Below are 26,253 nucleotides of genomic sequence, written 5' to 3' on the forward strand. Positions count from 1 at the left end.
TATTTTCCTTTGTGTTTTTTAATTAACAAAAACGTTTATTAACTTAGTTAAGTAGTAAAATGGGATGGGGGATGGAAGACAACAAAATAGGAGGAGACCTGTAATGGCTTCAGAAAAAGACGCAAAAAAACAGCAGGCGGTAAAAATCATTCCTTTGCTTATTACTGTTGCTGTGGGATTAATCATTTGGTTTATTCCCGCGCCGTCCGGACTTGAACCTAAAGCATGGCATTTGTTCGCTATTTTTGTCGCAACAATTATCGGCTTTATCTCCAAGCCCTTGCCAATGGGCGCAATTGCAATTTTTGCATTGGCAGTCACCGCGTTAACGGGAACGCTTTCTATTGAAAATACGTTAAGCGGATTTGGAAACAAGACAATCTGGCTGATTGTCATCGCCTTTTTTATTTCCCGGGGATTTATCAAAACCGGGCTCGGCGCCAGGATTTCTTACGTATTCGTACAACGGTTCGGGAAGAAAACACTCGGCCTTTCTTATTCACTGCTGTTCAGTGATTTAATTTTATCACCTGCCATTCCGAGTAACACGGCACGGGCGGGCGGCATTATTTTTCCTATTATCAGATCATTATCCGAAACTTTCGGATCAACGCCGGCAGACGGAACAGAGCGGAAAATCGGCGCTTACTTATTAAAGACCGGTTTCCAAGGAAATTTGATTACGTCTGCGATGTTTTTGACGGCAATGGCGGCGAACCCGCTGATCGCCAAGCTGGCCCACGATGTCGCAGGGGTGGACATCACATGGACAAGCTGGGCAATCGCAGCCATTGTCCCGGGATTGGCGAGCTTAATCATTACACCGCTCGTCATTTATAAGCTGTATCCGCCGGAAATTAAAGAAACACCGGATGCGGCTAAAATCGCAACGGAAAAATTGAAAGAAATGGGTCCGTTTAAAAAATCCGAGCTCTCCATGGTCATCGTCTTTTTATTGGTGCTTGCGCTGTGGATTTTCGGAGGAAGCTTAAATATAGACGCAACGACGACGGCCCTGATCGGATTATCCGTTTTGCTTTTGTCACAGGTATTAACATGGGAAGACATCAAAAAGGAACAAGGTGCGTGGGATACACTGACTTGGTTCGCGGCGCTTGTGATGCTGGCGAATTTCCTGAATGAACTCGGCATGGTGTCTTGGTTCAGTAATATGATGAAATCCTCTGTTTCCGGTTTTTCATGGATTGTGGCATTTATGATTCTGATCGTTGTGTATTATTACACCCATTACTTCTTTGCGAGCGCAACTGCGCATATCAGCGCCATGTATGCGGCATTTCTCGCCGTCATCGTGGCGGCAGGCGCTCCGCCGTTATTGGCGGCGCTCAGCCTGGCGTTTTTCAGCAACCTTTTCGGTTCGACGACGCATTACGGCTCAGGAGCGGCTCCGGTCTTTTTCGGAGCAGGCTATATTTCGCAAAGCAAATGGTGGTCCATCGGCTTTATCCTGTCAATCGTCCATATTGTGACATGGCTTGTGATCGGCGGATTATGGTGGAAAGTATTAGGTTTATGGTAGAAGAAAAAAGGCAGACTCAGGTCTGCCTTTTTTTGTTTGATAAGAGGCGGGAAGGCCCTGCACATGATGGCTTCAGCGTGAATACAATATAGCCGGGGTGATAATATGAGCAGCGGCCGTAATCAATACATGATATTGAAACAGAAACCTTACAAATATATGAGCAGACATATGAAACGCTGGTATGAACAATTACTATATGATAATGAAAAAACGGAAATAGTGACGGAAAAACAGTTTCCGTCTTTAGATGAAAATCGATCTGCCCTGTGCGTGCCCCAGATGCGGGGTCCCGAAGGCAAAAGAGGCCCCGCCGGCTCCCGCGGTCCGCAAGGGGAAGCAGGTCCGCCCGGTCCGCCCGGTCCCCCGGGGCCTGAGGGTCCGCCCGGTGCGGTTCCGGCTGTAGCTTTTCAAAATACAACAGAACAAATGACGATTCCGTTAGAAGGAACACCGATAAATGTATTAAGCACTGTGGTAGATGCGCCGACAGATCAATTGGTAAAAACGGATGCCGTCATACAAGTAAATGTGGAATTAGATCTGCTCGCTTCTAATTTTTCATTAGACTTAGCTGTCGATCTCCAAAGAAATGGGGTATCTATTCAAACACTAAGACAAGAGCTGAACCTCTTTTCTTCAGGCGGGCAAATCTTGGGGATTCCTTTTACGTACATCGAGGAAATGACGGCGGGAGAAACAGCTGCGTATCAGCTCTTTTTATCTGTACTGTCTTCGAATCATGTCACGCAAGTCACAGCGGCAAACCGTTCCCTCATTGCAACGGGATTCCCCATTCAAGGATCGGACTAAGGTGATGGATAGAAATCACCTTTTTTATTTAGGTTGTCAAAAGACAGCCCGTATTAATATGCTGTCTTAAAAAGTAAGGTTATTCGCAACAGAAAGGAGAGGGAAAAAGCTTGAATGAATAATCCGATTATAAATGGGAGCTTTGAAACCGGCACATTAGAGGGTTGGAGTTCGGCAAATACCCAGATTAACAGTTTGTTTGCACATTCAGGGAGATATTCTGCACAATTTATTGGAACTCAGCCATATGCTTACCTCAGTCAAATCATCCCCATTTCAGCTCAGTCACTGACTCTATTCGTATCACTGGCAACGCTCGGAAATGAGCCAAGTCCCCAGGTAACCCTCCAGATCATATATGTCAGCGCAGCAGGTGAACAAATCAGTTCCGTTCAAGAAAATATCACACCCGGAAATTTGCCGAATGTGCTCTTTCATACATGGTCTGAAATCTATAAAACAAGCAGTGTGCCTTCTGGCGCGGCCTCTGCTGTCATTGTATTAAGTAAAGTTTCTTCCGGCACGGTTTTAATAGACGATGTTTCATTGGCACAAACCGGGGGTGAACCTGGCGTAACGGGTATTACAGGCCCCACAGGAGTGACGGGTCCCACGGGAGCAACCGGGGTAACGGGAGCAACTGGTGCAACCGGCCCAATTGGAGCGACAGGAGCAACTGGTGCAACCGGTGTAACCGGCCCAATCGGGGCAACAGGAGCAACCGGAGTAACAGGTGCAAGAGGAGCAACTGGAGTAAGAGGAGCAACCGGGGTAACAGGTGTAACGGGAGCAACAGGAGCCACTGGAGTAAGAGGAGCAACCGGGGCAACTGGTGCAAGAGGAGCAACAGGTGCAACTGGAGCGACAGGGGCAACAGGAGTAACCGGAGCAACGGGAACAACCGGGTCAACAGGAGTGACTGGTGCAACGGGAGCAACAGGTGCAACCGGCCCAATTGGAGCGACAGGAGCAACAGGAGCAACTGGAGTAAGAGGAGCAACAGGAGCAACTGGAGTAAGAGGAGCAACAGGAGCAACTGGAGTAAGAGGAGCAACAGGAGCAACTGGAGTAAGAGGAGCAACAGGAGCAACTGGAGTAAGAGGAGCAACCGGATCGACTGGAGTAACAGGTGTAACAGGTTCAACCGGAGCCACCGGTTCAACTGGAGTAACAGGATCAACCGGCTCAACCGGAGTGACAGGAGTAACAGGAGTAACAGGATCAACCGGAGCAACAGGATCAACCGGTCCAACGGGTGCAACCGGATCAACCGGATCGACTGGAGTAACCGGAACAACAGGATCAACCGGAGCAACCGGATCAACAGGGGCAACCGGAGCGACCGGATCAACCGGTCCAACGGGATCAACCGGATCGACTGGATCAACAGGGGCAACCGGAGCGACCGGATCAACCGGAGCAACAGGTGTAAACGGAGCGACTGGAGAAACAGGAGCGACAGGAGTAACCGGCCCAACTGGAGAAACAGGAGCGACAGGAGTAACCGGCCCAACTGGAGTAACAGGAGTAACAGGAGCAACAGGAGCAACAGGATCAACCGGAGCAACTGGCCCAACTGGAGTAACCGGAGTAACAGGATCAACCGGAGTAACTGGTGTAACAGGAGCAACAGGGGAAACTGGTGTAACAGGGGCAACAGGAGTAACGGGAGCAACCGGATCAACCGGGGCAACTGGAGTAACTGGTGTAACGGGAGCAACCGGGGCAACTGGCTTAACAGGAGTAACAGGAGCAACAGGGATAACCGGAGAAACTGGGGTAACCGGAGCAACTGGAGCCACCGGAATAACAGGAGTAACAGGAGTAACCGGATCGACTGGTGGAACAGGAGCAACCGGGGAAACTGGCCCAACCGGATCGACTGGTGGGACAGGAGCGACAGGCTCAACCGGAGTAACGGGCGTAACCGGCCCGACCGGGGTGACTGGTCCAACTGGAGAAACCGGAGCAACCGGGGAAACTGGCCCAACAGGTGCAACTGGCTTAACAGGAGCAACAGGCCCAACTGGCCAAACGGGAGCAACTGGTGTAACCGGAGCGACAGGAGTAACAGGAGTAACAGGTGTAACTGGGGGAACGGGTCCAACCGGCTCAACCGGGGTGGCTGGCCCAACCGGAGTGACTGGAGTAACAGGTGCAACAGGTGTAACGGGAGTAACAGGAGCCACAGGTCCAACCGGAGAAACGGGAGCGACCGGAGCAACAGGCTCAACCGGAGTAACGGGAGCAACCGGAGAAACCGGCCCAACCGGAGCGACAGGAGTAACAGGTGCAACAGGTATAACGGGAGTAACAGGAGCCACAGGTCCAACCGGCCCAACAGGAGTAACCGGGATAACGGGAGCAACCGGAGCAACAGGAGTAACGGGAGCAACAGGGGAAACTGGAGTAACAGGAGCCACAGGTCCAACAGGAGTGACTGGTCCAACCGGCTCAACCGGAGTGACAGGAGTGACAGGCTTAACCGGCCCAACAGGAGTGACTGGTGAAACAGGTCCAACGGGTCCAACCGGCTCAACTGGTGTAACCGGAGCAACCGGAGCAGCTGGGGTAACAGGCCCAACAGGAGCGACAGGCTTAACAGGAGTAACCGGAGTAACGGGAATAGCAGGAGCCACTGGGATAACGGGAGCCACCGGAGTAACCGGAGCAACTGGTGCAACAGGAGCAACCGGAGTAACCGGAGCAACAGGCCCAACGGGTCCAACCGGCCCAACAGGAGAAACCGGAGCAATGGGAACGACCGGGCCAACCGGAGTGACTGGTGCAACGGGAGCAACCGGGGCAACTGGAGTAACTGGTGTAACGGGAGCAACCGGCTCGACTGGAGTAACTGGAGTAACCGGCTCAACCGGAGTAACTGGAGTAACGGGAGCTACAGGTGAAACTGGGGCAACCGGGGAAACCGGGCCAACCGGAGTGACTGGTGCAACGGGAGAAACCGGGCCAACCGGAGTAACCGGCTCAACAGGGGCAACAGGAGTAACAGGGGCAACAGGAGTAACGGGAGTAACAGGAGTAACAGGGGAAACCGGAGCAACTGGGGAAACCGGAGCAACTGGGGTAACAGGAGCAACAGGTTCAACCGGGGCAACTGGGGTAACTGGGGTAACAGGGGCAACAGGAGTAACGGGAGTAACAGGAGTAACAGGGGAAACCGGAGCAACTGGGGAAACCGGAGCAACTGGGGTAACAGGAGCAACTGGGGTAACAGGAGCAACAGGTTCAACCGGGGCAACTGGGGTAACTGGGGTAACAGGGTCAACCGGAGCGACAGGAGTAACAGGTGTAACTGGGGGAACGGGTCCAACCGGGGTGACTGGCCCAACCGGAGTGACTGGAGTAACAGGTTCAACCGGGGCAACAGGAGCAACCGGGCCAACCGGAGAAACTGGCCCAACGGGTCCAACAGGAACAACTGGGGTAACAGGCCCAACAGGAGCAACCGGCCCAACAGGAGAAACAGGCTCAACCGGAGCAACGGGTGCGACTGGAGTAACAGGAACAACAGGAACAACAGGAACAACAGGAGCAACAGGTGCAACAGGAGTAACAGGAACAACAGGAGCAACCGGGGTAACCGGAGCCACTGGGGAAACGGGTCCAACTGGAGTAACCGGAGTAACAGGATCAACCGGAGTAACAGGCTCAACCGGAGTAACAGGCTCAACCGGAGCAACAGGTGTAACGGGAGCCACCGGGGAAACCGGAGCAACTGGGGAAACAGGAGCCACAGGGCCAACAGGTCCAACCGGAGCAACAGGTTCAACCGGATCGACTGGTGAAACTGGTCCAACGGGTTCAACCGGAACAACGGGAGTGACCGGGGCAACAGGTGAAACAGGGGCCACCGGAGTGACTGGAGTAACGGGAGCAACAGGGTCGACCGGCCCAACCGGTCCAACAGGCCCAACCGGAGCGACCGGAGTAACAGGGGCAACTGGAGTAACCGGAGTAACTGGAGCGACAGGAGCAACCGGAACAACAGGAGCAACCGGTGCAACCGGATCAACCGGGGCAACTGGAGTAACTGGTGTAACGGGAGCAACCGGCTCGACTGGAGTAACTGGAGTAACCGGCTCAACCGGAGTAACTGGAGTAACGGGAGCTACAGGTGAAACTGGGGCAACCGGGGAAACCGGGCCAACCGGAGTGACTGGTGCAACGGGAGAAACCGGGCCAACCGGAGTAACCGGCTCAACAGGGGCAACAGGAGTAACAGGGGCAACAGGAGTAACGGGAGTAACAGGAGTAACAGGGGAAACCGGAGCAACTGGGGAAACCGGAGCAACTGGGGTAACAGGAGCAACAGGTTCAACCGGGGCAACTGGGGTAACTGGGGTAACAGGGGCAACAGGAGTAACGGGAGTAACAGGAGTAACAGGGGAAACCGGAGCAACTGGGGAAACCGGAGCAACTGGGGTAACAGGAGCAACTGGGGTAACAGGAGCAACAGGTTCAACCGGGGCAACTGGGGTAACTGGGGTAACAGGGTCAACCGGAGCGACAGGAGTAACAGGTGTAACTGGGGGAACGGGTCCAACCGGGGTGACTGGCCCAACCGGAGTGACTGGAGTAACAGGTTCAACCGGGGCAACAGGAGCAACCGGGCCAACCGGAGAAACTGGCCCAACGGGTCCAACAGGAACAACTGGGGTAACAGGCCCAACAGGAGCAACCGGCCCAACAGGAGAAACAGGCTCAACCGGAGCAACGGGTGCGACTGGAGTAACAGGAACAACCGGAACAACAGGAGCAACAGGGGTAACAGGAGAAACCGGCCCAACGGGAGCAACCGGTGTAACCGGGGCAACAGGAGTAACAGGAGAAACTGGGATAACAGGAGCAACAGGTCCAACCGGAGAAACTGGATCGACAGGAGCAACCGGAGCAACCGGGGAAACTGGCTTAACAGGCAACACAGGGGCAACAGGAGTAACAGGAGTAACAGGAGCCACAGGTCCAACCGGAGAAACGGGAGCAACCGGATCAACCGGAATCACCGGGTCAACAGGTCCAACTGGAGTAACCGGAGCGACTGGAGCAACAGGTGCAACCGGAGCAACAGGAGTAACTGGTGTAACAGGGTCAACCGGAGTGACTGGTGAAACTGGTCCAACAGGAGCAACCGGAGTGACTGGAGTAACAGGTTCAACCGGTGCAACAGGAGTAACCGGAGTAATTGGTATAACAGGAGCAACCGGCTCAACCGGAGTGACTGGTGGAACTGGTCCAACGGGTTCAACCGGCCCAACAGGAGCAACCGGATCGACCGGCTTAACAGGAGTAACAGGCCCAACCGGTGCAACAGGAGTGACTGGTGCAACGGGAGAAACCGGGCCAACCGGAGAAACTGGCCCAACGGGTCCAACAGGAACAACAGGGTCAACAGGAGTGACTGGTCCAACCGGAGTAACAGGAGCAACGGGGGAAACTGGAGTAACAGGAGTAACGGGAGCAACAGGGTCGACCGGTCCAACCGGTGTAACTGGCTCAACCGGAGCAACAGGCCCAACCGGAGCGACAGGAGTAACAGGTGCGACTGGTGTAACCGGAGAAACAGGTTCAACTGGAGTAACAGGAGCAACCGGAGTAACTGGAGAAACGGGAGCGACCGGGGAAACCGGAGCAATAGGAGCCACCGGGGTGACTGGAGCAACCGGAGCAACCGGCTCAACCGGAGTGACAGGAGTAACTGGGGTAACAGGAGCCACTGGGGAAACGGGTCCAACCGGTGCGACAGGAGCAACGGGCCCAACCGGGGTGACTGGCCCAACTGGTGTAACCGGCCCAACAGGAGTAACAGGAGCAACTGGGGTAACAGGAGCCACAGGGCCAACAGGTCCAACCGGAGCAGCCGGAGCCACAGGAGTAACCGGGGAAACAGGAGTAACAGGGCCAACTGGAGCAACAGGAGTAACGGGCGCGACTGGAGTAACAGGAGCCACTGGTGTAACGGGTCCAACCGGTGCGACAGGCTCAACTGGTGTAACGGGCCCAACCGGGGTGACTGGCCTAACGGGAGTGACTGGCCCAACTGGTGTAACGGGCCCAACCGGGGTGACTGGCCTAACGGGAGTGACTGGTGCAACGGGAGCAACCGGGCCAACCGGAGAAACTGGCCCAACGGGTCCAACAGGAACAACTGGGGTAACAGGCCCAACAGGAGAAACAGGCTCAACCGGAGCAACGGGTGCGACTGGAGTAACAGGAACAACAGGAACAACAGGAGCAACCGGCCCAACCGGGGAAACCGGAGTAACCGGCCCAACAGGATCGACAGGAGTAACAGGGGCAACAGGTCCAACCGGAGTAACGGGAGCCACCGGAATAACCGGAGTAACTGGTGTAACAGGAGCAACAGGCCCAACCGGAGCGACCGGAGAAACAGGTTCAACTGGAGTAACAGGAGCAACCGGAGTAACTGGAGAAACGGGAGCAACCGGAGCAACAGGAGCAACTGGTGCAACCGGAGCAACAGGAGCAACCGGCTCAACCGGATCGACAGGAGTAACAGGTGCAACAGGTCCAACCGGAGCAGCCGGAGCAACAGGTTCAACCGGATCGACTGGTGAAACTGGTCCAACGGGTTCAACCGGAACAACAGGTCCAACCGGAGCAACGGGAGTGACCGGGGCAACAGGTGAAACTGGGGCAACCGGAGTGACAGGAGTAACGGGAGCAACAGGGGCAACCGGAGTAACTGGAGTAACCGGAGTAACAGGTTCAACCGGAGCAACTGGAGTAACTGGTGTAACGGGAGCCACCGGAGAAACTGGATCGACAGGAGCCACCGGAGTGACTGGTCCAACGGGTTCAACCGGCCCAACGGGAGCCACCGGAGTAACGGGAGCAACCGGAGCAACAGGAGAAACCGGAGCGACCGGTGCAACTGGAGTAACAGGAGTAACCGGCTCAACAGGTCCAACCGGGGTGACTGGCCCAACTGGAGTAACGGGAGTAACAGGAGAAACTGGCCCAACTGGAGTAACGGGAGTAACAGGAGAAACTGGCCCAACAGGAGTAACTGGAGTAACGGGAGCAACCGGGGTAACCGGTCTAACCGGAGAAACTGGCCCAACGGGTCCAACAGGAACAACAGGATCAACCGGAGTAACCGGATCGACAGGAGTAACAGGGGCAACTGGAGTAACGGGTCCAACGGGTTCAACCGGCCCAACGGGAGCAACCGGGGAAACCGGTCTAACCGGAGCAACTGGCCCAACGGGTCCAACAGGAACAACAGGATCAACCGGAGTAACCGGATCGACAGGAGTAACAGGGGCAACTGGAGTAACGGGCGCGACAGGAGTAACCGGAGCAACAGGAGTAACGGGCGCGACAGGAGTAACCGGAGCCACTGGTGTAACGGGTCCAACCGGTGCGACAGGTGCAACCGGCCCGACCGGGGTGACTGGCCCAACTGGTGTAACGGGCTCAACAGGTCCAACCGGGGAAACCGGTCTAACCGGAGCAAGTGGAGCAACTGGAGTAACTGGTGTAACGGGAGCAACCGGAGCAACCGGAGTAACTGGAGTAACGGGCGCGACAGGAGTAACCGGAGCCACTGGTGTAACGGGTCCAACGGGTTCAACCGGCCCAACGGGAGCAACCGGGGAAACCGGTCTAACCGGAGCAACTGGCCCAACGGGTCCAACAGGAACAACAGGGTCAACCGGAGTAACCGGCCCAACCGGATCGACAGGAGTAACCGGGGCAACAGGAGTAACGGGCGCGACAGGAGTAACCGGCTCAACCGGAGCCACCGGAGTAACAGGCCCAACCGGGGTGACTGGCCCAACTGGTGTAACGGGCCCAACCGGTCCAACTGGCTCGACAGGATCAACCGGCTCAACAGGAGTAACTGGGGCAACAGGATCAACCGGCTCAACCGGAGTAACAGGATCAACCGGAGTAACGGGCCCAACCGGAGCAACAGGTGTAACTGGGGTAACGGGTCCAACAGGAACAACCGGAGTAACCGGGGTGACTGGCCCAACTGGAGTAACCGGAGTAACAGGAGTAACCGGAGCCACTGGGGTAACGGGCCCAACCGGTGCGACAGGAGCAACAGGAGTAACCGGGGCAACGGGCTCAACCGGTGCGACAGGAGTAACTGGAGCAAGCGGAGTGACTGGTGCAACGGGAGCAACCGGCCCAACCGGAGTAACCGGAGTAACCGGGGTGACTGGCCCAACGGGTGTAACGGGTCCAACAGGATCAACAGGATCAACCGGGGTGACTGGCCCAACGGGTGTAACGGGCCTAACCGGAGTAACAGGAGTAACAGGAGTAACAGGAGCAACAGGGGCAACCGGAGTAACAGGAGCAACGGGAGCAACCGGAGTAACAGGAGCCACCGGAGTAACCGGCCGAACCGGCTCAACAGGTGTAACAGGAGCAACAGGAGCAACCGGCTCGACAGGAGCAACCGGAGCAACAGGAGCAACAGGAGCAACCGGAGCAACAGGAGCAACAGGAGCAACCGGCCCAACGGGAGTAACCGGCTCAACAGGTCCAACCGGCGCCACAGGCAGTACACCAACCTTGCTCTTCACAAGAACTAATGGGCCGCTCACTGTTTATCCGCCGTTAAATACAGAAGTTCCCATCGCTACGCTGGCAATTCCAGTTAATGCTTTGGAGAATGTAAAGCTTGATTATGCACTCAGTGTCGCATTAACAACTACAGCAAATTCAAACTTTGTTTATGAAGTGAGATTATATAGGGGAGCAGTGCAAATTCATACAAGAACTCTGGCGCGAACTAGTACTACCGCAGCTACGGATAGTTTTTCGATTGCTGATACAACAGTGGATACTGCGCCGACCGCAGGAACGAACACTTACCAGCTCAGGGTTATTTTCACAACTGCTAATGATTTAACGACAGCAATTGCTCTCAATATCGATTTTAACAGCATAAGTTTTCCGACAACCTGATGAAAATAGCAGTCTGATATTTTAAAGATGAAAGGCCTGACTGATACGCGGTTAGGTCTTTTTTTCCGTAAACGCTGTGCAACATTCACTCTTAGAGACCAGTTGATCATTTAAATGGGTTTTTGAAACACCATTTGTTTTTGAAAAAATATTATGCAAGAAGAGGTGGTGTAATGAGAAAAGGAGATACTTGGTATAACAGATACGACTCTGGAGATTATGACTGCCGGTATTGTAATGATTGTTGCTGTCATTCCCAACATAAAAGAAGAAATCAAAGGCGCAGTTACCATAATCGAGCACATTGCTGTGAAGGATGCTGCTGTGAAAACTCTTGTTGTCATGAAAGATGGTGTCCGTGCTGTCATCCAAATCATTATCATATGAGAGGCGCGACCGGAGCAACGGGGCTGACTGGAGCAACGGGGTTCACTGGAGCGACCGGAGTAACAGGCGACCCCGGAGTAACGGGAGCAACAGGGATAACAGGAGCAACTGGGGTGACAGGAGCAACCGGAGTAACAGGAGCCACCGGGATAACGGGAGCAACTGGGATAACAGGGCCAACCGGGTTAACAGGAGCAACGGGGTTAACAGGAGCGACCGGAGTAACAGGCGACCCCGGAGTAACGGGAGCAACCGGGGTAACTGGAGCAACGGGGTTCACCGGGGCGACCGGAGTAACAGGCGACCCCGGAGTAACGGGAGCAACCGGGATAACAGGAGCAACCGGAGTAACGGGAGCAACAGGGTTAACAGGAGCAACCGGGGTAACTGGAGCAACGGGGTTCACCGGGGCGACCGGAGTAACAGGCGACCCCGGAGTAACGGGAGCAACCGGGATAACAGGAGCAACTGGGGTGACAGGAGCCACCGGAGTAACAGGAGCCACCGGGATAACGGGAGCAACTGGGTTAACAGGAGCAACTGGGTTAACAGGAGCAACCGGGATAACAGGAGCAACCGGGTTAACAGGAGTAACGGGAGCAACAGGGATAACGGGAGCCACCGGAGTAACGGGAGCAACAGGGATAACCGGAGCAACCGGGTTAACGGGAGCCACCGGAGTAACGGGAGTAACAGGGCCAACCGGGTTAACCGGAGCAACCGGGATAACAGGAGTAACGGGAGTAACAGGGCCAACCGGGTTAACAGGAGCAACTGGGTTAACAGGAGCAACCGGGATAACAGGAGCAACCGGAGTAACGGGCGCAACAGGGGTAACCGGAGCAACTGGAGATACAGGAGCAACTGGAGAAACGGGAGCAACAGGGATAACCGGAGCGACTGGAATAACGGGAGTAACTGGCTCAACCGGAGTAACGGGAGCAACAGGGTTAACGGGGGCAACAGGGGTAACGGGAGCAACCGGAGTAACAGGTTTAACTGGAGAAACGGGAGCAACCGGAGTAACAGGTTTAACTGGAGTAACGGGAGCAACCGGGGTAACCGGAGCAACGGGGTTCACCGGGGCGACCGGAGTAACAGGCGACCCCGGAGTAACGGGAGCAACCGGGATAACAGGAGCAACTGGGGTGACAGGAGCAACTGGGATAACCGGGGCAACTGGGGTGACAGGAGCCACCGGAGTAACAGGAGCCACCGGGATAACGGGAGCAACCGGAGTGACAGGAGCAATCGGGCCAACCGGAGTAACGGGAGTAACAGGAGCAACCGGAGCAACCGGAGCAACAGGAGTAACCGGAGCGACAGGAGTAACGGGAGCCACCGGAGAAACGGGAGCAACAGGGATAACAGGAGCAACAGGGATAACCGGAGCAACCGGGATAACAGGAGCAACCGGAGTGACAGGGCCAACCGGGTTAACAGGAGCAACCGGGATAACAGGAGCAACCGGGATAACAGGAGCCACCGGAGTGACAGGGCCAACCGGGTTAACAGGAGCAACCGGGATAACAGGAGCAACTGGGTTAACAGGAGCCACCGGGATAACGGGAGCAACTGGGTTAACAGGAGCAACCGGGATAACAGGAGTAACCGGAGAAACGGGAGCAACCGGGATAACAGGAGCCACCGGGTTAACAGGAGCCACTGGGATAACAGGAGCCACCGGAGAAACGGGAGCCACTGGGATAACAGGAGCCACCGGAGTAACGGGCGCGACAGGAGAAACGGGAGCAACTGGGTTAACAGGAGCAACAGGGATAACGGGAGTAACCGGCTCAACGGGAGTAACGGGAGCAACCGGGATAACCGGAGCAACTGGGTTAACAGGAGCCACCGGAGTAACGGGCGCGACAGGAATAACGGGAGCCACCGGGGTAACAGGCGTAACCGGAGTAACGGGAGCAACCGGAGCAACAGGTTTAACCGGAGCAACTGGTGTAACGGGAGCCACCGGAGTAACGGGCGCGACTGGAGTAACAGGAGCCACCGGAGTAACCGGAGCAACAGGGATAACGGGAGCAACCGGGGTAACGGGAGCCACTGGAATAACAGGAGCAACAGGGATAACGGGAGCAACCGGGGTAACGGGAGCAACTGGAATAACGGGAGTAACCGGGTCAACCGGAGTAACAGGAGCAACCGGAGTAACAGGAGCAACCGGGATAACCGGAGCCACCGGGTTAACAGGAGCCACTGGGATAACAGGAGCCACCGGAGTAACCGGAGCGACAGGAATAACGGGAGCCACCGGGGTGACAGGATCGACCGGAGCAACAGGAGTAACGGGAGCAACCGGGTTAACAGGAGCAACAGGGCCAACCGGGTTAACAGGAGCAACAGGGATAACGGGAGCAACCGGAGTAACGGGAGCAACAGGGATAACCGGAGCAACCGGGTTAACGGGAGCCACCGGAGTAACGGGAGTAACAGGGCCAATCGGGTTAACGGGAGCCACTGGGATAACAGGAGCAACCGGGATAACGGGAGTAACCGGAGCAACTGGGATAACAGGAGCAACAGGGATAACGGGAGCCACCGGAGTAACGGGAGCAACAGGGATAACCGGGGCAACCGGAGTAACGGGAGCGACAGGAATAACGGGAGCCACCGGAGTAACCGGAGCGACAGGAATAACCGGAGCAACAGGTTTAACCGGAGCCACCGGAGTAACGGGTGTAACCGGAGCAGGCGCGATCATTCCTTATGCTTCAGGTCTTCCGACTGCCGTGACCACGATTGCCGGCGGATTAATCGGAACGGTGAGCCTTGTCGGGTTCGGCAGTTCTGTGACGGGCGTCAATGTCGGAGGGGGAGGCGCAATTGATCTTACCGGAGCCGGAGGGACTCTGCTGAACTTTGCTTTTTCTGCTCCGAGAAGCGGAACCATTACATCAATTGCCGCCTATTTCAGTACCACCGCAGCATTGTCGCTTGTCGGCTCGACTGTTACGATAACTGCACAATTATACAGTTCCGCTGTGCCGAATAATACGTTCACGCCGATTCCCGGAGCATCCGTCACTTTAGCTCCTGCCCTTACCGGCGTATTGTCAATCGGCAGCATCAGCAACGGAATCACTACAGGGCTGAACATTGCGGTAACTCCTCAAACCCGGCTGTTAATGGTATTCTCCGCCACTGCGTCGGGTCTTTCTCTTATTAATACAGTGGCGGGATACGCAAGCGCGGGAGTTACGATTTCCTGATAAAAAGAAGGCTGACTTCGGTCAGCGTTCTTTTTTTTGTTACATAAATCCTCAAAAGTGAAAATATGCCTATCATCCTTTTTGAAAATCGGCAAGAGAAAAAGATCACGAAAATTCTTAAAAATAAAAAATAAGGATATAAAAAGTGGTATGATTTTAGGAGGAAAGGACGGCTGGTGCTGTGTTGGAAGAGAAACGGTTTTATGTCTCTCTGCAAATGAAAATTGCCGGATTAATTACGGCTTTATTAATACTTGTCATCGGAACGCTTACTGTTATATTTGCCTTTCAGCAATTAAAGGAAGGCCAGAAGCAGGCGGAACAGCTGGCGGTGCAGACGGCAAAAACCATATCATACATGCCGCCTGTAAAAGAGGCATTCAGGCTTGCGGATCAAAATGCTTTTAAAAAGTTAGACGTCATTGAACAAATGAAAGAACAGGCAGGTGCGCACGCCGTCTACATTACCGATCAAAAAGGGCGTGCCGTGTTTCATTCGGACCGCAGCAGCATTCCGAAAGACAATCAAAATCTGAAAAACAAAGCCGTCATGTTCGGCGGGGCTCCGGTTTCTGACGGAATGAAGGCTGTCCGGGGAAGCGCACCGGTTATTCTGGAGGAAAAAAATCATAACGAAGTCGTCGGAACGGTGACAGTCGAGTTTCTGCAAGATGAGATAGAAAAAGATATGAAAGCGCATTTGCGGCACTTAAGCTATTTTGCATGTTTGGTGTTCCTTATCGGCATCGGGGGAGCGGCGGCGCTCGCAAAAAGCATCCGTAAAGATACACTCGGCCTTGAACCGCATGAAATTGCGGCGCTGTACCGGGAGCGAAATGCGATGCTCCTTGCGATTAAAGAAGGGATTATCGCCGTAAACAAAGAAGGCGCGGTAACCATGATGAATTTGTCTGCGGCTGATATGCTGCATCTTCCGGAACCGATGATCGGAAGGCATATAAAAGAAATTATGCCGGGCGCAAGGCTCATGCCGGTTTTTGCAGGCGGAGAATTACCGCCGAATGTGGAGGTGCGTGCCGGGGATAAAGTGTTTATTTTAAACGTGAAAGAGATGAGACAGGCCGGGCAAGTATACGGAGCGGTCATAAGCTTTCGCGAAAAAACGGAGCTCAAGAAGCTGATTAACGAGCTGACTGAAATAAAAAAATACTCGGAAGATCTCCGTGCGCAAACGCATGAATTCTCGAATAAGCTTTACGCGATACTCGGTCTGTTAGAACTGGGAGAATACGATGAAGCCATTGAACTGATTAAAGAAGAGTACGCCATCCAGAATGAACAGCACGAAATCCTCTTTCAAAACATTCATTCACAGCGGGTTCAGGCCATACTATTAGGAAAAATGGGAAAGGCATCTGAGAAGAAAGTGAAGCTTTCAATAGATGAAAACAGCTTTTTAGAATCGCTGCCGGCGCATGTGGGCTCATCCCAGCTCATTACAATCATAGGAAATCTTATTGATAACGCTTTCGAAGCCGTCGCCGAAAAAGAGAAAAAAGAGGTATCCTTTTTTATGACCGATATCGGAAGGGATATTGTCATAGAAGTGGCGGACTCAGGAGACGGGGTGCCTCAGGAAAAAACAGAAACGATATTTGAAAAGGGATACTCTTCAAAGGGGACAAGGAGAGGATACGGCTTAGCCAATCTGAAGGAAGCCGTCAGTGAATTGCAGGGATGGATAGAGATTTCGCAGCAAAAGAGCGGCGGTGCCGTATTTACGGTGTTTATACCGAAAGAAAGGCCAAAGGGGGAATCCGTGTGATTAACATCGCGATTGCAGAGGACGACTTTCGAATCGCGCAAATCCATGAAAAATTCATCGAACATCTTGATGGATTCAATGTCATCGGCAAAGCAATCAATGCCAAAGACACCATATCGCTGCTTGAGAACCGGCAGCCTGATCTGCTGCTTTTGGATATTTATATGCCGGATGAGCTGGGAACGGATTTGCTTCCGCTCATCCGCTGCCGTTTTCCTTCTGTTGATATCATCATTATTACGGCTTCTGCCGAAACAAGACTGCTGCAGGAAGCGCTCAGATCAGGCGTTTCCCACTATGTCATAAAGCCGGTTTCGGCACATAAATTTACAGAAGTGCTTTTGCAGTACCGTGAAAAAAGAGAATGGCTGCACTCACAGCCGGAGCTGAGCCAGTCCGTCATCGATATGTTTTTCGGAAGCGGCCAGAAAGAACAAAAACAGCTCAATGATCTGCCCAAAGGCATTAATTCTATTACACTCCAAAAGATAAAAAACGCGCTCAGGACTGCCGAAAAAGGGATGACGGCTGAAGAACTGGGTGAAAAAATGGGGGCCTCCAGAACAACGGCGCGGCGCTACGCCGAGTTTCTCGTTTCTCAGGAAGAAGCGCTCGCTGAATTAGAGTACGGCATTATCGGCAGACCGGAACGGAAATATTATTTAGCACATGAATAAGGGATTGGAGAAATGAAGCGGTTGGGAGTGCTCCTTGTTTTGCTGGCGGCGCTGGTTTCATTTGACGGACGGCAGATGGCGGGCATCCGCTCAGCCGGAGGGCCGATTGAAATCGTCGTACCCGCAGCGCCTCAAGGGGGCTGGGATGTAACGGCAAAAGCTTTGCAATCGGTAATAGAGCGGAAGCATATATTAGACCGGCCCGTAAAGATTGTCTATAAGCCCGGCGGAGGCGGAGACAGCGGCTGGAAATATGTAAACGAACGAAAAACGGATGTCATCAGTATGAATTCAAGCCTGCTGTTAAGCAATGAAATTTTAGGACAAAGCCGGCTGAAGGCAGATGATTTTACGCCTTTGGCGATTATCGCAAAAGAGTGGCAGACTGTCGCTCTTCCGAAAGATTCAAAGATAAAAAGCGGAAAGCAGCTGCTCGGGGATATTAAAACACATCCGGGCGGCATAAAGATCGGATTTGCGCCCGGTCTCGGAAATGATGACCAGCTCTCCTTTGCGAGAGCCGCGGAAATGGCGGGAATTTCGCCGTTTGATATCCGCTTTTTTCAATACGGGAGCAGCAATGAAGTCATTGAAGCTCTTATCAACCACGATATAGATGCCGCCTCGATGACCATTTCAGAAGCGAGAGACACCTATGAGAAAGGAAAAATCACATTAGCGGCCGTTACTTCTGACAAAAGGCTTTCAGGCTTCAGCGATGTTCCGACATGGAAAGAACAGGGGGTGCCGTTTGTCTTTGCGCATTGGAGAGGCATCATGGGACCGAAAGACATGACCGAAGGCGAAATCGCTTATTGGGATCAGGCTTTGAAACAGATTACCTCATCTGCGGAGTGGAAACAAATGATGAAAAAACGGGATTGGGAGAGTTTTTATAAAAACAGCAGCGGCGCAAAACACTTTTTAGAAGAGCAGACCGAGTTTTATAAAGAAATGATGAGCAGCGAAAAATAAAGATTCCGCATACATGCGGAATCCTTTTTATTTATAAATGAACAAAATGAACGAAAAGGTTATAAAAAATTAAAAATCTTTAAAATCCAAAATATTTACTTCAATATGTAATTCTCATAATATAGCAAAAAGGCGGATAAAGGGGAATCGGGCCTTTAAAATGTAAGCGTATTCATAATAAGGGGGACATACTGTGTTAGCAATCTTAGGCTTTCTTATGATGGTTGTTTTTATGGTGCTGATTATGACAAAACGGCTTTCGGTGTTAACGGCGCTCGTATTGACGCCGATCGTATTTGCGCTGATTGCCGGCTTTTCATTTAATCGGGTCGGCGGGATGATGATCTCCGGTATTGAACAGGTGGCGCCGATTGCAGTCATGATTATGTTTGCGATTCTTTATTTCGGCATTATGATTGATACCGGTTTATTCGATCCGATGGTTGCGCGTATTTTAAAACTGGTCAAGGGCGATCCGCTCAAAATTGTTGTCGGAACAGCCGTGCTGACCATGCTTGTCGCGCTGGACGGAGACGGTTCGACGACGTATATGATTACAACTAGCGCAATGCTGCCTTTATATATCATGCTCGGAATCCGTCCGATTATTTTAGCGGGAATCGCCGGGGTCGGCATGGGGATTATGAACACGATTCCATGGGGCGGCGCGACGCCGCGTGCGGCGAGCGCGCTCGGCGTGGACCCGGCGGAGCTGACGGGACCGATGCTGCCTGTCATTGCGAGCGGCATGGTGTGTATGATTGCGGTCGCTTATGTACTCGGAAGGATGGAAAGGAAACGGCTCGGGGTGATCGAATTAAAGCAGCCGTCCCATACAAATGAAACGGCTGCGGCTGTGGAAGATGAATGGAAGCGGCCGAAACTGTGGTGGTTCAATTTACTGTTAACGCTTTCTTTAGTCGGGTTTTTAGTATCAGGAAAAGTGAATTTAACCGTGCTGTTCATCATCGCGTTTTGTATCGCGCTGATTGTCAATTATCCGAAGCTTAACGATCAAAGGGAGCGCATTTCAGCCCATTCGAGCAATGTGCTGGCGATCGGGTCGATGATTTTTGCCGCAGGCGTGTTTACCGGAATTTTAACGGGGACGAAGATGGTTGATGAAATGGCCATCTCTCTCGTTTCGCTTATTCCGGAGCAGCTGGGGGGATTTATCCCGGCGATTGTTGCCTTAACGAGCGGTATTTTTACATTTCTGATGCCCAATGACGCCTATTTTTACGGCGTACTGCCCATTTTGTCCGAAACCGCCGTGGCGTATGGTGTTGATAAGGTGGAAATCGCCCGCGCTTCAATTATTGGCCAGCCGATTCATATGTTAAGCCCGCTCGTGCCGTCGACGCATTTATTAGTCGGGCTTGCCGGGGTAACCATTGATGAGCATCAGAAATTTGCGATGAAATGGGCGGTTCTCGCCGTTATCGTCATGACTGCCTTTGCACTCCTTATCGGCGCGATCACGATTTTTTAACATAAAACAGCCTGTTCGTCGCACACTAAAGGCATCAGAGGAGGTGCCATGATGAGTGATCCGTTTATGCCGCTTTTTTCGGTTAAAAGCGGCGTCGGTTTTAAAGCGGCGGACGGCGTTTACGGACTGACCGTGCAGATTGCGAATGTTTACTTTATCGAAAATCCCTCAGCTCCGGGGGAAATCATTCTGGTTGACGCGGGAATGCCGCAATCGGCAGAAATGATTACAGATGAAATGAAACGCCGGTTCGGCGAGGGGTATCAGCTGAAGGCGGTCATTTTGACGCACGGCCATTTTGACCATGTCGGTGCGATGGAAGAGCTGCTTAAACTTTGGGATGTACCGGTTTATATTCATGAACAGGAGCTCCCGTACGTCACGGGAAAAGCGGATTACCCGCCTGCCAGGCCCGATGCGAAAAAAGGGCTTGTCGCAAAGCTGTCCCCGCTGTTTCCCCGCCATACGATCCGCATTCCGTCCGTTCAGGCGCTGCCTTCAGACGGCGCCGTTCCATTGCTTGAAGATTGGAAATGGATTCATACGCCCGGCCACACCCCCGGCCATATTTCATTATTCCGGGAGAAAGACCGCGTTTTGATTGCCGGTGATGCCGTGATCACTGTTGAGCAGGAATCCCTTGCGGACGTTGTCATTCAAAAGCAAGAGCTTCACGGGCCGCCCGCCTATTTCACAGCGGATACGCAGACTGCGGCAGCATCCGTTCAAAAACTGGCTGAACTGGAGCCGGAAGCGCTTTTGACGGGTCACGGGATTCCGATGTCGGGAAAAAACTACCGTGATGATTTGCTTACACTGGCTGAAAAACTGCATTCCGTTTTGTGAAACACCTGCGAAAATCACAGGTGTTTTTTCTTTGCACTTTCCAGTATGAGACAAAAAAACCATTGTGTTCACCCTTAAAAACGATACAATGGGAAGCAGATGTAAATTGAAGGAGAGAGTTTTTTGAAACATACGGAATTACTCTGGGATGAGGCGAAGGATTTTATTGAGGTCTGCTATCAGGAACTCGGCATGGAATCGCAAATCAATGCGCGTCTTCACGCGATAAAAGATGAGATAGATCGGACGGGCAGTTACGTCCATACGGCGGAAGAGCTTGAACACGGGGCGAAAATGGCATGGCGCAACAGCAACCGCTGTATCGGGCGTCTGTTCTGGCAATCGCTGAACGTCATTGACCGGCGCGGCGTGAATACGAAAGAAGAGGTGCGCGACGCTTTATTTGAACATATCGAAATCGCAACGAACGGCGGAAAAATTAAACCGACAATTACGATTTTCCCTCCTGAGAAGAATGGGGAGAAACAGGTGGAAATCTGGAATCATCAGCTCATCCGCTATGCGGGATATGAGACTGAAAAAGGAAGAATCGGCGATCCGGCATCGTATGAGCTGACGGCTGTCTGCGAAAAGCTCGGCTGGCGCGGAAAGCGGACTGATTTTGATATTTTGCCGCTGCTGTTCCGGATGAAAGGGGACGAGCAGCCGGTCTGGTACGACCTGCCTCAGGCTCTCGTGAAAGAGGTGCCGATCTCCCATCCTGATATAGTAGAGTTTGCCGATTTGAATATCAAATGGTACGGGGTTCCGATTATCGCCGATATGAGGCTTGAAATCGGCGGATTGTCGTACAACGCGGCGCCTTTTAACGGCTGGTATATGGGAACCGAAATCGGCGCAAGGAATCTCGCTGATGAAAAACGGTATGATCTGCTCAGAAAAATCGCGTCAGCCATAGGGGTTTCATCCAGCCTGAATACCGACCTGTGGAAAGATCAGGTGCTTGTAGAACTGAATAAGGCAGTGCTCTATTCATACAAAAAACACGGTGTCAGCATTGTCGATCATCATACGGCGGCAAATCAATTTAAGCGTTTTGAAGAGCAGGAACAAGACGCGGGCAGAAAGCTGACGGGAGACTGGACCTGGCTGATTCCGCCGATCTCGCCGGCTTCCACCCACATTTTCCATAAATCATACGACAATACGATTGTGAAGCCGAATTATTTTTATCAGGACAAGCCTTATCAGTAACTGATGGAAAAGGTGCGGTACCCTTTCAGATGGCGTGATTCTTCGATGGTTACGCCTGTTACATTTGAGAAGGGGCTGCCTTTTCTGACGGCTTCGGCAAAGTGTTTTAACGACTCTTCAGGGCCTTCGGCAAGGATTTCAACCCGGCCGTCATCGCGGTTTTTGACCCAGCCGGTAATCTTATGTCTGTCTGCTTCCATCTGGACGAAGTAACGAAAACCGACGCCTTGAACCCGGCCGTCTGCAAACATATGATATTGAAGCATGGAAAAACCACCTTTTTCCTACTATGATAAAGGAAAGATATGATATTTCGCAAAGGATGTGAACGGGATGACGCAAGACTATTCTGTCTTATCTATCAATCTCGGAATGCCGGCAATTCACGAATTTGCCGGCAGACAAATCAATTCCGGCATCGTCAAGCAGCCTGCGGATTCTCCCGTCATGCTGTATAAAACCCATTTTGCGGGGGACGGACAAGCCGATCTGAAGAATCACGGCGGCGCTGATAAAGCGGTGTGCGTGTATCCCGCCGAGCATTATTCATATTGGGAAACAACGCTTGCGAGAAAGCTGCCCGCCGCAGCGTTCGGAGAGAATGTAACGGTCAAAGGGCTGGCCGAACAGGACGTATGGATCGGAGACGTGTTTCAGCTGTGCGAAGCCGTCGTGCAAGTAAGCCAGCCGCGCCAGCCCTGCGTCAAACTCGCCCTCAAATACGGCATCAAAGATATGGTGCTTCGTGTACAGCAGACGGGATTTACCGGCTTTTATTTCAGGGTGCTTGAAGAAGGATATGTCGATCCGCATCCGGTCCTCAAGCGTTTGTCGCGAGGCAAAGAAAGCATTTCCGTCTGGTATGCGAATGAAGTGAAATACCGTGATTCAGGCAATCTGTCGGCCATTGAAGAAGTGCTGCGGGAAGAAGCGCTGTCAGAAAGCTGGAGGGAGTCTTTCCTTAAAAAAAGAGACCGGCTCTTGAATGTATAGAAAAAAAGCCGTGCTGCACTGACAGCACGGCTGATTGACGTTATGCTTGTTTCTTTGTTTCCAGCAGATTGGCAAGGAAATACTTTTTGAAGCTTTGAAGCTTTCTTCCTTCATAGTGGGTAATTCCTTTTTTCTTTAATTCTTCTACATACCAGCCTTTACTGCCATAATGCATGTCAGAAAACTCCTTTCTCCGTTCTCCCTCAGGGGAGAGTTTCTTCAGTTTTTGCCAAACTTTTGGCATTGTAACATCTATAAAAAGACGCTGAAAAGGGGTAAAGCAAAAACTGAGCCTTTCGATTCAGAGATGTAAAGCTTTCTTACATATATATGTAAAGGGCGGTCTTTTCATGCTTAATGGCCGGTTAATTTTAACAGCACCGTGCCGAGTGTCATAATTCCGAATACGACGCCGAAATAAATCAGCATCCCCTTCTTTTTCTTCACCCCGTAAACGGTAAGAATGATGCTTTCAATAAAGAAAATAAACCCGAAGATAATAAACCACATGTTGAAAAATGGCTCCTTTCACAGACATATGTCCAGTGTAGCACATCTCTTGTCACGAAACATAAAAAGCCGGGCACTGTATCAGTGTCCGGCAAGTTTGACGAGAAGCTGGGCCAAATGCTGTTTTTCATTGTCATCCGCAATATCCCACAGCTCTTGTAAAAGTTTTTCTTCCGCATTGCGGGGCTCCTCGTGCTTGGCGAGATAGTCCCCGAGGATGGCGGCGCTTTTGATGATTTTGCTGTCATCCAGGCCTAGTTTCTTTCCGGCGGATATTTTCTGGTGAAGGTACGCTTTAAATTCCTCGAAATCCTCTAAAATCTGCTGTTTCGTTACGCCGTGCATGGCGTGTATTTCGTTTTCGATTTTGATTTTTTCTTTATCTTTTTTCATGCGTCTCCCTCCTTCGGGTTAGTTGTTGTATACCTGTTTGGGAGGGAGATGAAACATTACAATGCCGTTAAAATAATCGGTTTGTCTTTTGTGATGACGATGGTGTGCTCCACTTGGGCGACAAGGCTTTTATCCGGTGTTTTATATGTCCAGCCGTCTCCCGCTTCAACAATGGTTTCAGCCTTCGTGGAAATAAACGGCTCAAGCGCGATCACGGTGCCGTTTTTAAACAGCGCGTTATCAAACGGATCGTAGTAATTCATGATGTGGTTCGGCGCTTCATGGAGGTTTCTGCCGATTCCGTGGCCCGTCAGCGTTTTAATGACGGTAAATCCGTTGGAGCGGGCTTCATGGTAGACGGCTCTGCCGATCTGGTTTTGGCGTTTTCCGGCTTTTGCCTGATCCAGTCCCTTTTGAAACGCGGATTGTGCACAGTTGCAAAGCTTTTGCAGACGTTCATCGCCTTCTCCGAGTACAAATGAAATTCCCGTATCGGAATAAAAACCGCCGAACTCCGCCGAAATATCGATATTTACAAGATCCCCGGCTTTTAGGATTTTAGAGGCGCTCGGAATGCCGTGAGCGACTTCGTCATTTACGCTGATGCATGTCACGCCGGGGAAATCGTATTCCTTCTCCGGAGCGGAAGCGGCTCCGTGTTCGTCAAGCACCGCCTTTCCGATCAGGTCAAGATCTTTCGTGCTCATGCCGGGCTCTGCCTTTTTCTTCATTTCTTCACGCGCCAGGGCGACGATTCCGCCGATTTTTTTAAGACCTTCTAATTCTTGATCGTTCGTTACAATCATTGTCATTCCCGCTTTCTATGTTTAATCATCTGATTCAAGCTTACCACAACTGCTTTATAAATAGAAAACCAACAAGCCTTATGTGCATAAATGAAGGGAAAATTGGTATAGATCACTAGATAACTTATGTGATATATTTAAGAAAAAAGAAGGGGGATGGGTAAAATGCTTCAATTTTTGCAAAAACTCGGAAAATCCTTTATGCTTCCGATTGCCGTTCTGCCCGCCGTGGGTATTATTTTGGCCATCGGCAGAGAGGATTTATTAAATATTCCGTTCATTTATGCGGCGGGGACAGCGGTATTTGATCATTTGCCGCTGATTTTTGCGATCGGAATCGCGATCGGGATTTCAAAAGACAGCAATGGGGCCGCCGCTCTGTCGGGAGCAATTTCCTATATTATGCTGGACGCGGCTGTAAAATCAATCAATTCGACAAATAATATGGCCGTTTTCGGAGGGATTATCGCGGGGTTAATTGCGGGATACACGTATAATCGCTTTAAGGATACGAAGCTGCCTGAATATCTCGGATTTTTCAGCGGACGAAGGCTCGTTCCGATTGTAACGGCACTGATTACCATTATTTTAGCCGGGATTTTCGGCTTTGTGTGGCCGCCGATTCAGTCGGTGATTACGTCATTCGGGGAATGGATGATCGGGCTTGGGGGCATCGGTGCCGGAATTTTCGGGATTTTTAACCGGCTTTTGATTCCATTCGGTCTTCATCATGTGCTGAATAATATTTTTTGGTTCCAATTTGGCGATTTTCACGGAAAAACGGGAGATCTGGCCCGCTTCTTTGCGAAGGATCCGACGGCCGGGACTTATATGACGGGGTTCTTCCCGATTATGATGTTCGGGCTTCCGGCCGCTTGTCTGGCAATGATTGCCGCAGCTAAGCCAAGCAAGCGCAAAGCGACGGCCGGGATGATGATCGGTCTTGCGCTGACGGCATTTATTACCGGAATTACAGAACCGATTGAATTTGCATTTATGTTTTTATCACCGCTTCTGTACGGGGTTCATGCTTTATTAACCGGGTTCTCTTTATTTATCGTCAATATTCTCGGCATCAGATCAGGCTTTTCGTTCTCAGCGGGGGCGATAGATTATCTTCTCAGCTACGGTATTGCGGAAAAACCGCTTTTGCTGCTCGTTGTCGGGCTTTGTTATGCGGTGATCTATTTTGCCGTCTTCTACGTGCTCATCAAATCGTTAAACTTGAAGACGCCGGGACGGGAAGATGATGAGGAAGAGGAAGAAGTTCTTAGTGAGGATACGGCCGGTTCGGTTGAAGAACATGCCATGCTCAAGGGGCTCGGCGGCAGACAAAATCTCGAAACGATTGACCACTGTGCGACCCGCCTCAGACTGACCGTTCAGGATACATCCCTCATTAATGAGACGGCACTTAAAAAAGCGGGAGCAAAAGGGGTTATCAAAACGGGGAATAAAACGGCGCAGGTCATTATCGGGCCGAACGTCGAGTTTGTCGCAGAAGAGCTGAGAGAGGCCGTCCGCCATGACGGTCAGAAGTAGAACGAAGCCCGGATCATCTATGTGATCCGGGTTTTTTTGAACATATATCAAGTTTCACATAATGGACAAAAAACAACGTTTCCTCCT

At 52.0% G+C, this 26,253-nt stretch carries 17 protein-coding genes; 12 read left to right on the forward strand and 5 right to left on the reverse strand.

All coding sequences use genetic code 11. From position 1 onward, the window contains the following. Window positions 1-103 precede the first annotated feature (103 nt). From ABDB98_RS03770 to ABDB98_RS03815, 10 genes are all read left to right on the forward strand, one after another. Complete coding sequence (locus ABDB98_RS03770) at window positions 104-1,540, forward strand: anion permease (RefSeq protein WP_438421409.1); 1,437 nt, start codon at window positions 104-106, stop codon at window positions 1,538-1,540. A gap of 105 nt (window positions 1,541-1,645) precedes the next feature. After that, the gene (locus tag ABDB98_RS03775) at window positions 1,646-2,353 is read left to right on the forward strand and encodes a hypothetical protein (RefSeq protein ID WP_438421410.1); all 708 of its coding nucleotides are present in this window, start codon (window positions 1,646-1,648) and stop codon (window positions 2,351-2,353) included. 114 nt (window positions 2,354-2,467) lie between these two features. Beyond that, window positions 2,468-11,317, forward strand: coding sequence for an NTTRR-F1 domain (locus tag ABDB98_RS03780; protein WP_438421411.1), 8,850 nt, complete (start codon window positions 2,468-2,470; stop codon window positions 11,315-11,317). A gap of 173 nt (window positions 11,318-11,490) precedes the next feature. Continuing rightward, on the forward strand, window positions 11,491-14,931 hold the full coding sequence (locus ABDB98_RS03785; protein ID WP_438421412.1) for an exosporium glycoprotein BclB-related protein: 3,441 nt from the start codon (window positions 11,491-11,493) through the stop codon (window positions 14,929-14,931). 181 nt (window positions 14,932-15,112) lie between these two features. Then, window positions 15,113-16,717 carry a sensor histidine kinase gene (locus ABDB98_RS03790; protein ID WP_049628085.1) on the forward strand — a complete coding sequence of 535 codons (1,605 nt, stop codon included), beginning with the start codon at window positions 15,113-15,115 and terminating at the stop codon, window positions 16,715-16,717. After that, window positions 16,714-17,394: a response regulator gene (locus ABDB98_RS03795; protein WP_047476460.1), complete on the forward strand. Its 681-nt coding sequence runs from the start codon at window positions 16,714-16,716 to the stop codon at window positions 17,392-17,394. The genes ABDB98_RS03790 and ABDB98_RS03795 overlap by 4 nt, the downstream gene beginning before the upstream one ends. A gap of 12 nt (window positions 17,395-17,406) precedes the next feature. Further along, a complete protein-coding gene (locus ABDB98_RS03800; protein ID WP_060963343.1) occupies window positions 17,407-18,369 on the forward strand; it encodes a tripartite tricarboxylate transporter substrate binding protein in 963 nt (320 codons plus the stop codon). A gap of 193 nt (window positions 18,370-18,562) precedes the next feature. Beyond that, a complete protein-coding gene (locus ABDB98_RS03805; protein WP_047476462.1) occupies window positions 18,563-19,861 on the forward strand; it encodes a citrate:proton symporter in 1,299 nt (432 codons plus the stop codon). A 51-nt stretch (window positions 19,862-19,912) separates the two neighbouring features. Then, complete coding sequence (locus tag ABDB98_RS03810; protein WP_438421413.1) at window positions 19,913-20,707, forward strand: MBL fold metallo-hydrolase; 795 nt, start codon at window positions 19,913-19,915, stop codon at window positions 20,705-20,707. Window positions 20,708-20,830: 123 nt separating this feature from the next. After that, complete coding sequence (locus ABDB98_RS03815) at window positions 20,831-21,922, forward strand: nitric oxide synthase oxygenase (protein ID WP_438421414.1); 1,092 nt, start codon at window positions 20,831-20,833, stop codon at window positions 21,920-21,922. On the opposite strand, the gene ABDB98_RS03820 is transcribed toward ABDB98_RS03815, so the two are convergent. After that, window positions 21,916-22,188 (reverse strand): acylphosphatase, encoded by a 273-nt coding sequence (locus tag ABDB98_RS03820; protein ID WP_016936784.1) that lies wholly within the window; start codon window positions 22,186-22,188, stop codon window positions 21,916-21,918. The two genes, ABDB98_RS03815 and ABDB98_RS03820, sit on opposite strands and share 7 nt — an antisense overlap. Before the next feature lie 67 nt (window positions 22,189-22,255). Here ABDB98_RS03820 and ABDB98_RS03825 point away from each other — a divergent pair, with 67 nt between their 5' ends. Further along, window positions 22,256-22,915, forward strand: coding sequence for an MOSC domain-containing protein (locus tag ABDB98_RS03825; RefSeq protein ID WP_438421415.1), 660 nt, complete (start codon window positions 22,256-22,258; stop codon window positions 22,913-22,915). 40 nt (window positions 22,916-22,955) lie between these two features. Here ABDB98_RS03825 and ABDB98_RS03830 read toward each other — a convergent pair whose 3' ends face one another. From ABDB98_RS03830 to map, 4 genes are all read right to left on the reverse strand, one after another. Continuing rightward, window positions 22,956-23,090, reverse strand: coding sequence for a YflJ family protein (locus ABDB98_RS03830; RefSeq protein WP_003155609.1), 135 nt, complete (start codon window positions 23,088-23,090; stop codon window positions 22,956-22,958). A 179-nt stretch (window positions 23,091-23,269) separates the two neighbouring features. After that, window positions 23,270-23,425, reverse strand: coding sequence for a hypothetical protein (locus ABDB98_RS03835; RefSeq protein ID WP_003155608.1), 156 nt, complete (start codon window positions 23,423-23,425; stop codon window positions 23,270-23,272). An 81-nt stretch (window positions 23,426-23,506) separates the two neighbouring features. Continuing rightward, the gene (locus tag ABDB98_RS03840; protein ID WP_003155607.1) at window positions 23,507-23,818 is read right to left on the reverse strand and encodes a DUF3243 domain-containing protein; all 312 of its coding nucleotides are present in this window, start codon (window positions 23,816-23,818) and stop codon (window positions 23,507-23,509) included. A gap of 56 nt (window positions 23,819-23,874) precedes the next feature. After that, window positions 23,875-24,624: a type I methionyl aminopeptidase gene (gene map / locus ABDB98_RS03845; RefSeq protein ID WP_438421416.1), complete on the reverse strand. Its 750-nt coding sequence runs from the start codon at window positions 24,622-24,624 to the stop codon at window positions 23,875-23,877. A 165-nt stretch (window positions 24,625-24,789) separates the two neighbouring features. On the opposite strand from map, the gene nagE reads away from it, so the two are divergent. Further along, complete coding sequence (gene nagE / locus ABDB98_RS03850) at window positions 24,790-26,166, forward strand: N-acetylglucosamine-specific PTS transporter subunit IIBC (RefSeq protein WP_060963339.1); 1,377 nt, start codon at window positions 24,790-24,792, stop codon at window positions 26,164-26,166. Window positions 26,167-26,253 lie beyond the last annotated feature (87 nt).

The sequence above is a fragment of the Bacillus siamensis genome, from assembly GCF_051628075.1.
GTDB classification, from domain to species: Bacteria; Bacillota; Bacilli; order Bacillales; family Bacillaceae; genus Bacillus; species Bacillus siamensis.

What these genes read in the sequence shown, in the direction of transcription:
- ABDB98_RS03835 (WP_003155608.1), bottom strand. Translation starts at nt 23,425, where the DNA reads ATGTGGTTTATTATCTTCGGGTTTATTTTCTTTATTGAAAGCATCATT.
- ABDB98_RS03825 (WP_438421415.1), top strand. Translation starts at nt 22,256, where the DNA reads ATGACGCAAGACTATTCTGTCTTATCTATCAATCTCGGAATGCCGGCA.
- ABDB98_RS03830 (WP_003155609.1), bottom strand. Translation starts at nt 23,090, where the DNA reads ATGCATTATGGCAGTAAAGGCTGGTATGTAGAAGAATTAAAGAAAAAA.
- ABDB98_RS03810 (WP_438421413.1), top strand. Translation starts at nt 19,913, where the DNA reads ATGAGTGATCCGTTTATGCCGCTTTTTTCGGTTAAAAGCGGCGTCGGT.
- ABDB98_RS03840 (WP_003155607.1), bottom strand. Translation starts at nt 23,818, where the DNA reads ATGAAAAAAGATAAAGAAAAAATCAAAATCGAAAACGAAATACACGCC.
- map (WP_438421416.1), bottom strand. Translation starts at nt 24,624, where the DNA reads ATGATTGTAACGAACGATCAAGAATTAGAAGGTCTTAAAAAAATCGGC.
- ABDB98_RS03820 (WP_016936784.1), bottom strand. Translation starts at nt 22,188, where the DNA reads ATGCTTCAATATCATATGTTTGCAGACGGCCGGGTTCAAGGCGTCGGT.
- ABDB98_RS03800 (WP_060963343.1), top strand. Translation starts at nt 17,407, where the DNA reads ATGAAGCGGTTGGGAGTGCTCCTTGTTTTGCTGGCGGCGCTGGTTTCA.
- ABDB98_RS03775 (WP_438421410.1), top strand. Translation starts at nt 1,646, where the DNA reads ATGAGCAGCGGCCGTAATCAATACATGATATTGAAACAGAAACCTTAC.
- nagE (WP_060963339.1), top strand. Translation starts at nt 24,790, where the DNA reads ATGCTTCAATTTTTGCAAAAACTCGGAAAATCCTTTATGCTTCCGATT.
- ABDB98_RS03785 (WP_438421412.1), top strand. Translation starts at nt 11,491, where the DNA reads ATGAGAAAAGGAGATACTTGGTATAACAGATACGACTCTGGAGATTAT.
- ABDB98_RS03780 (WP_438421411.1), top strand. Translation starts at nt 2,468, where the DNA reads ATGAATAATCCGATTATAAATGGGAGCTTTGAAACCGGCACATTAGAG.
- ABDB98_RS03770 (WP_438421409.1), top strand. Translation starts at nt 104, where the DNA reads ATGGCTTCAGAAAAAGACGCAAAAAAACAGCAGGCGGTAAAAATCATT.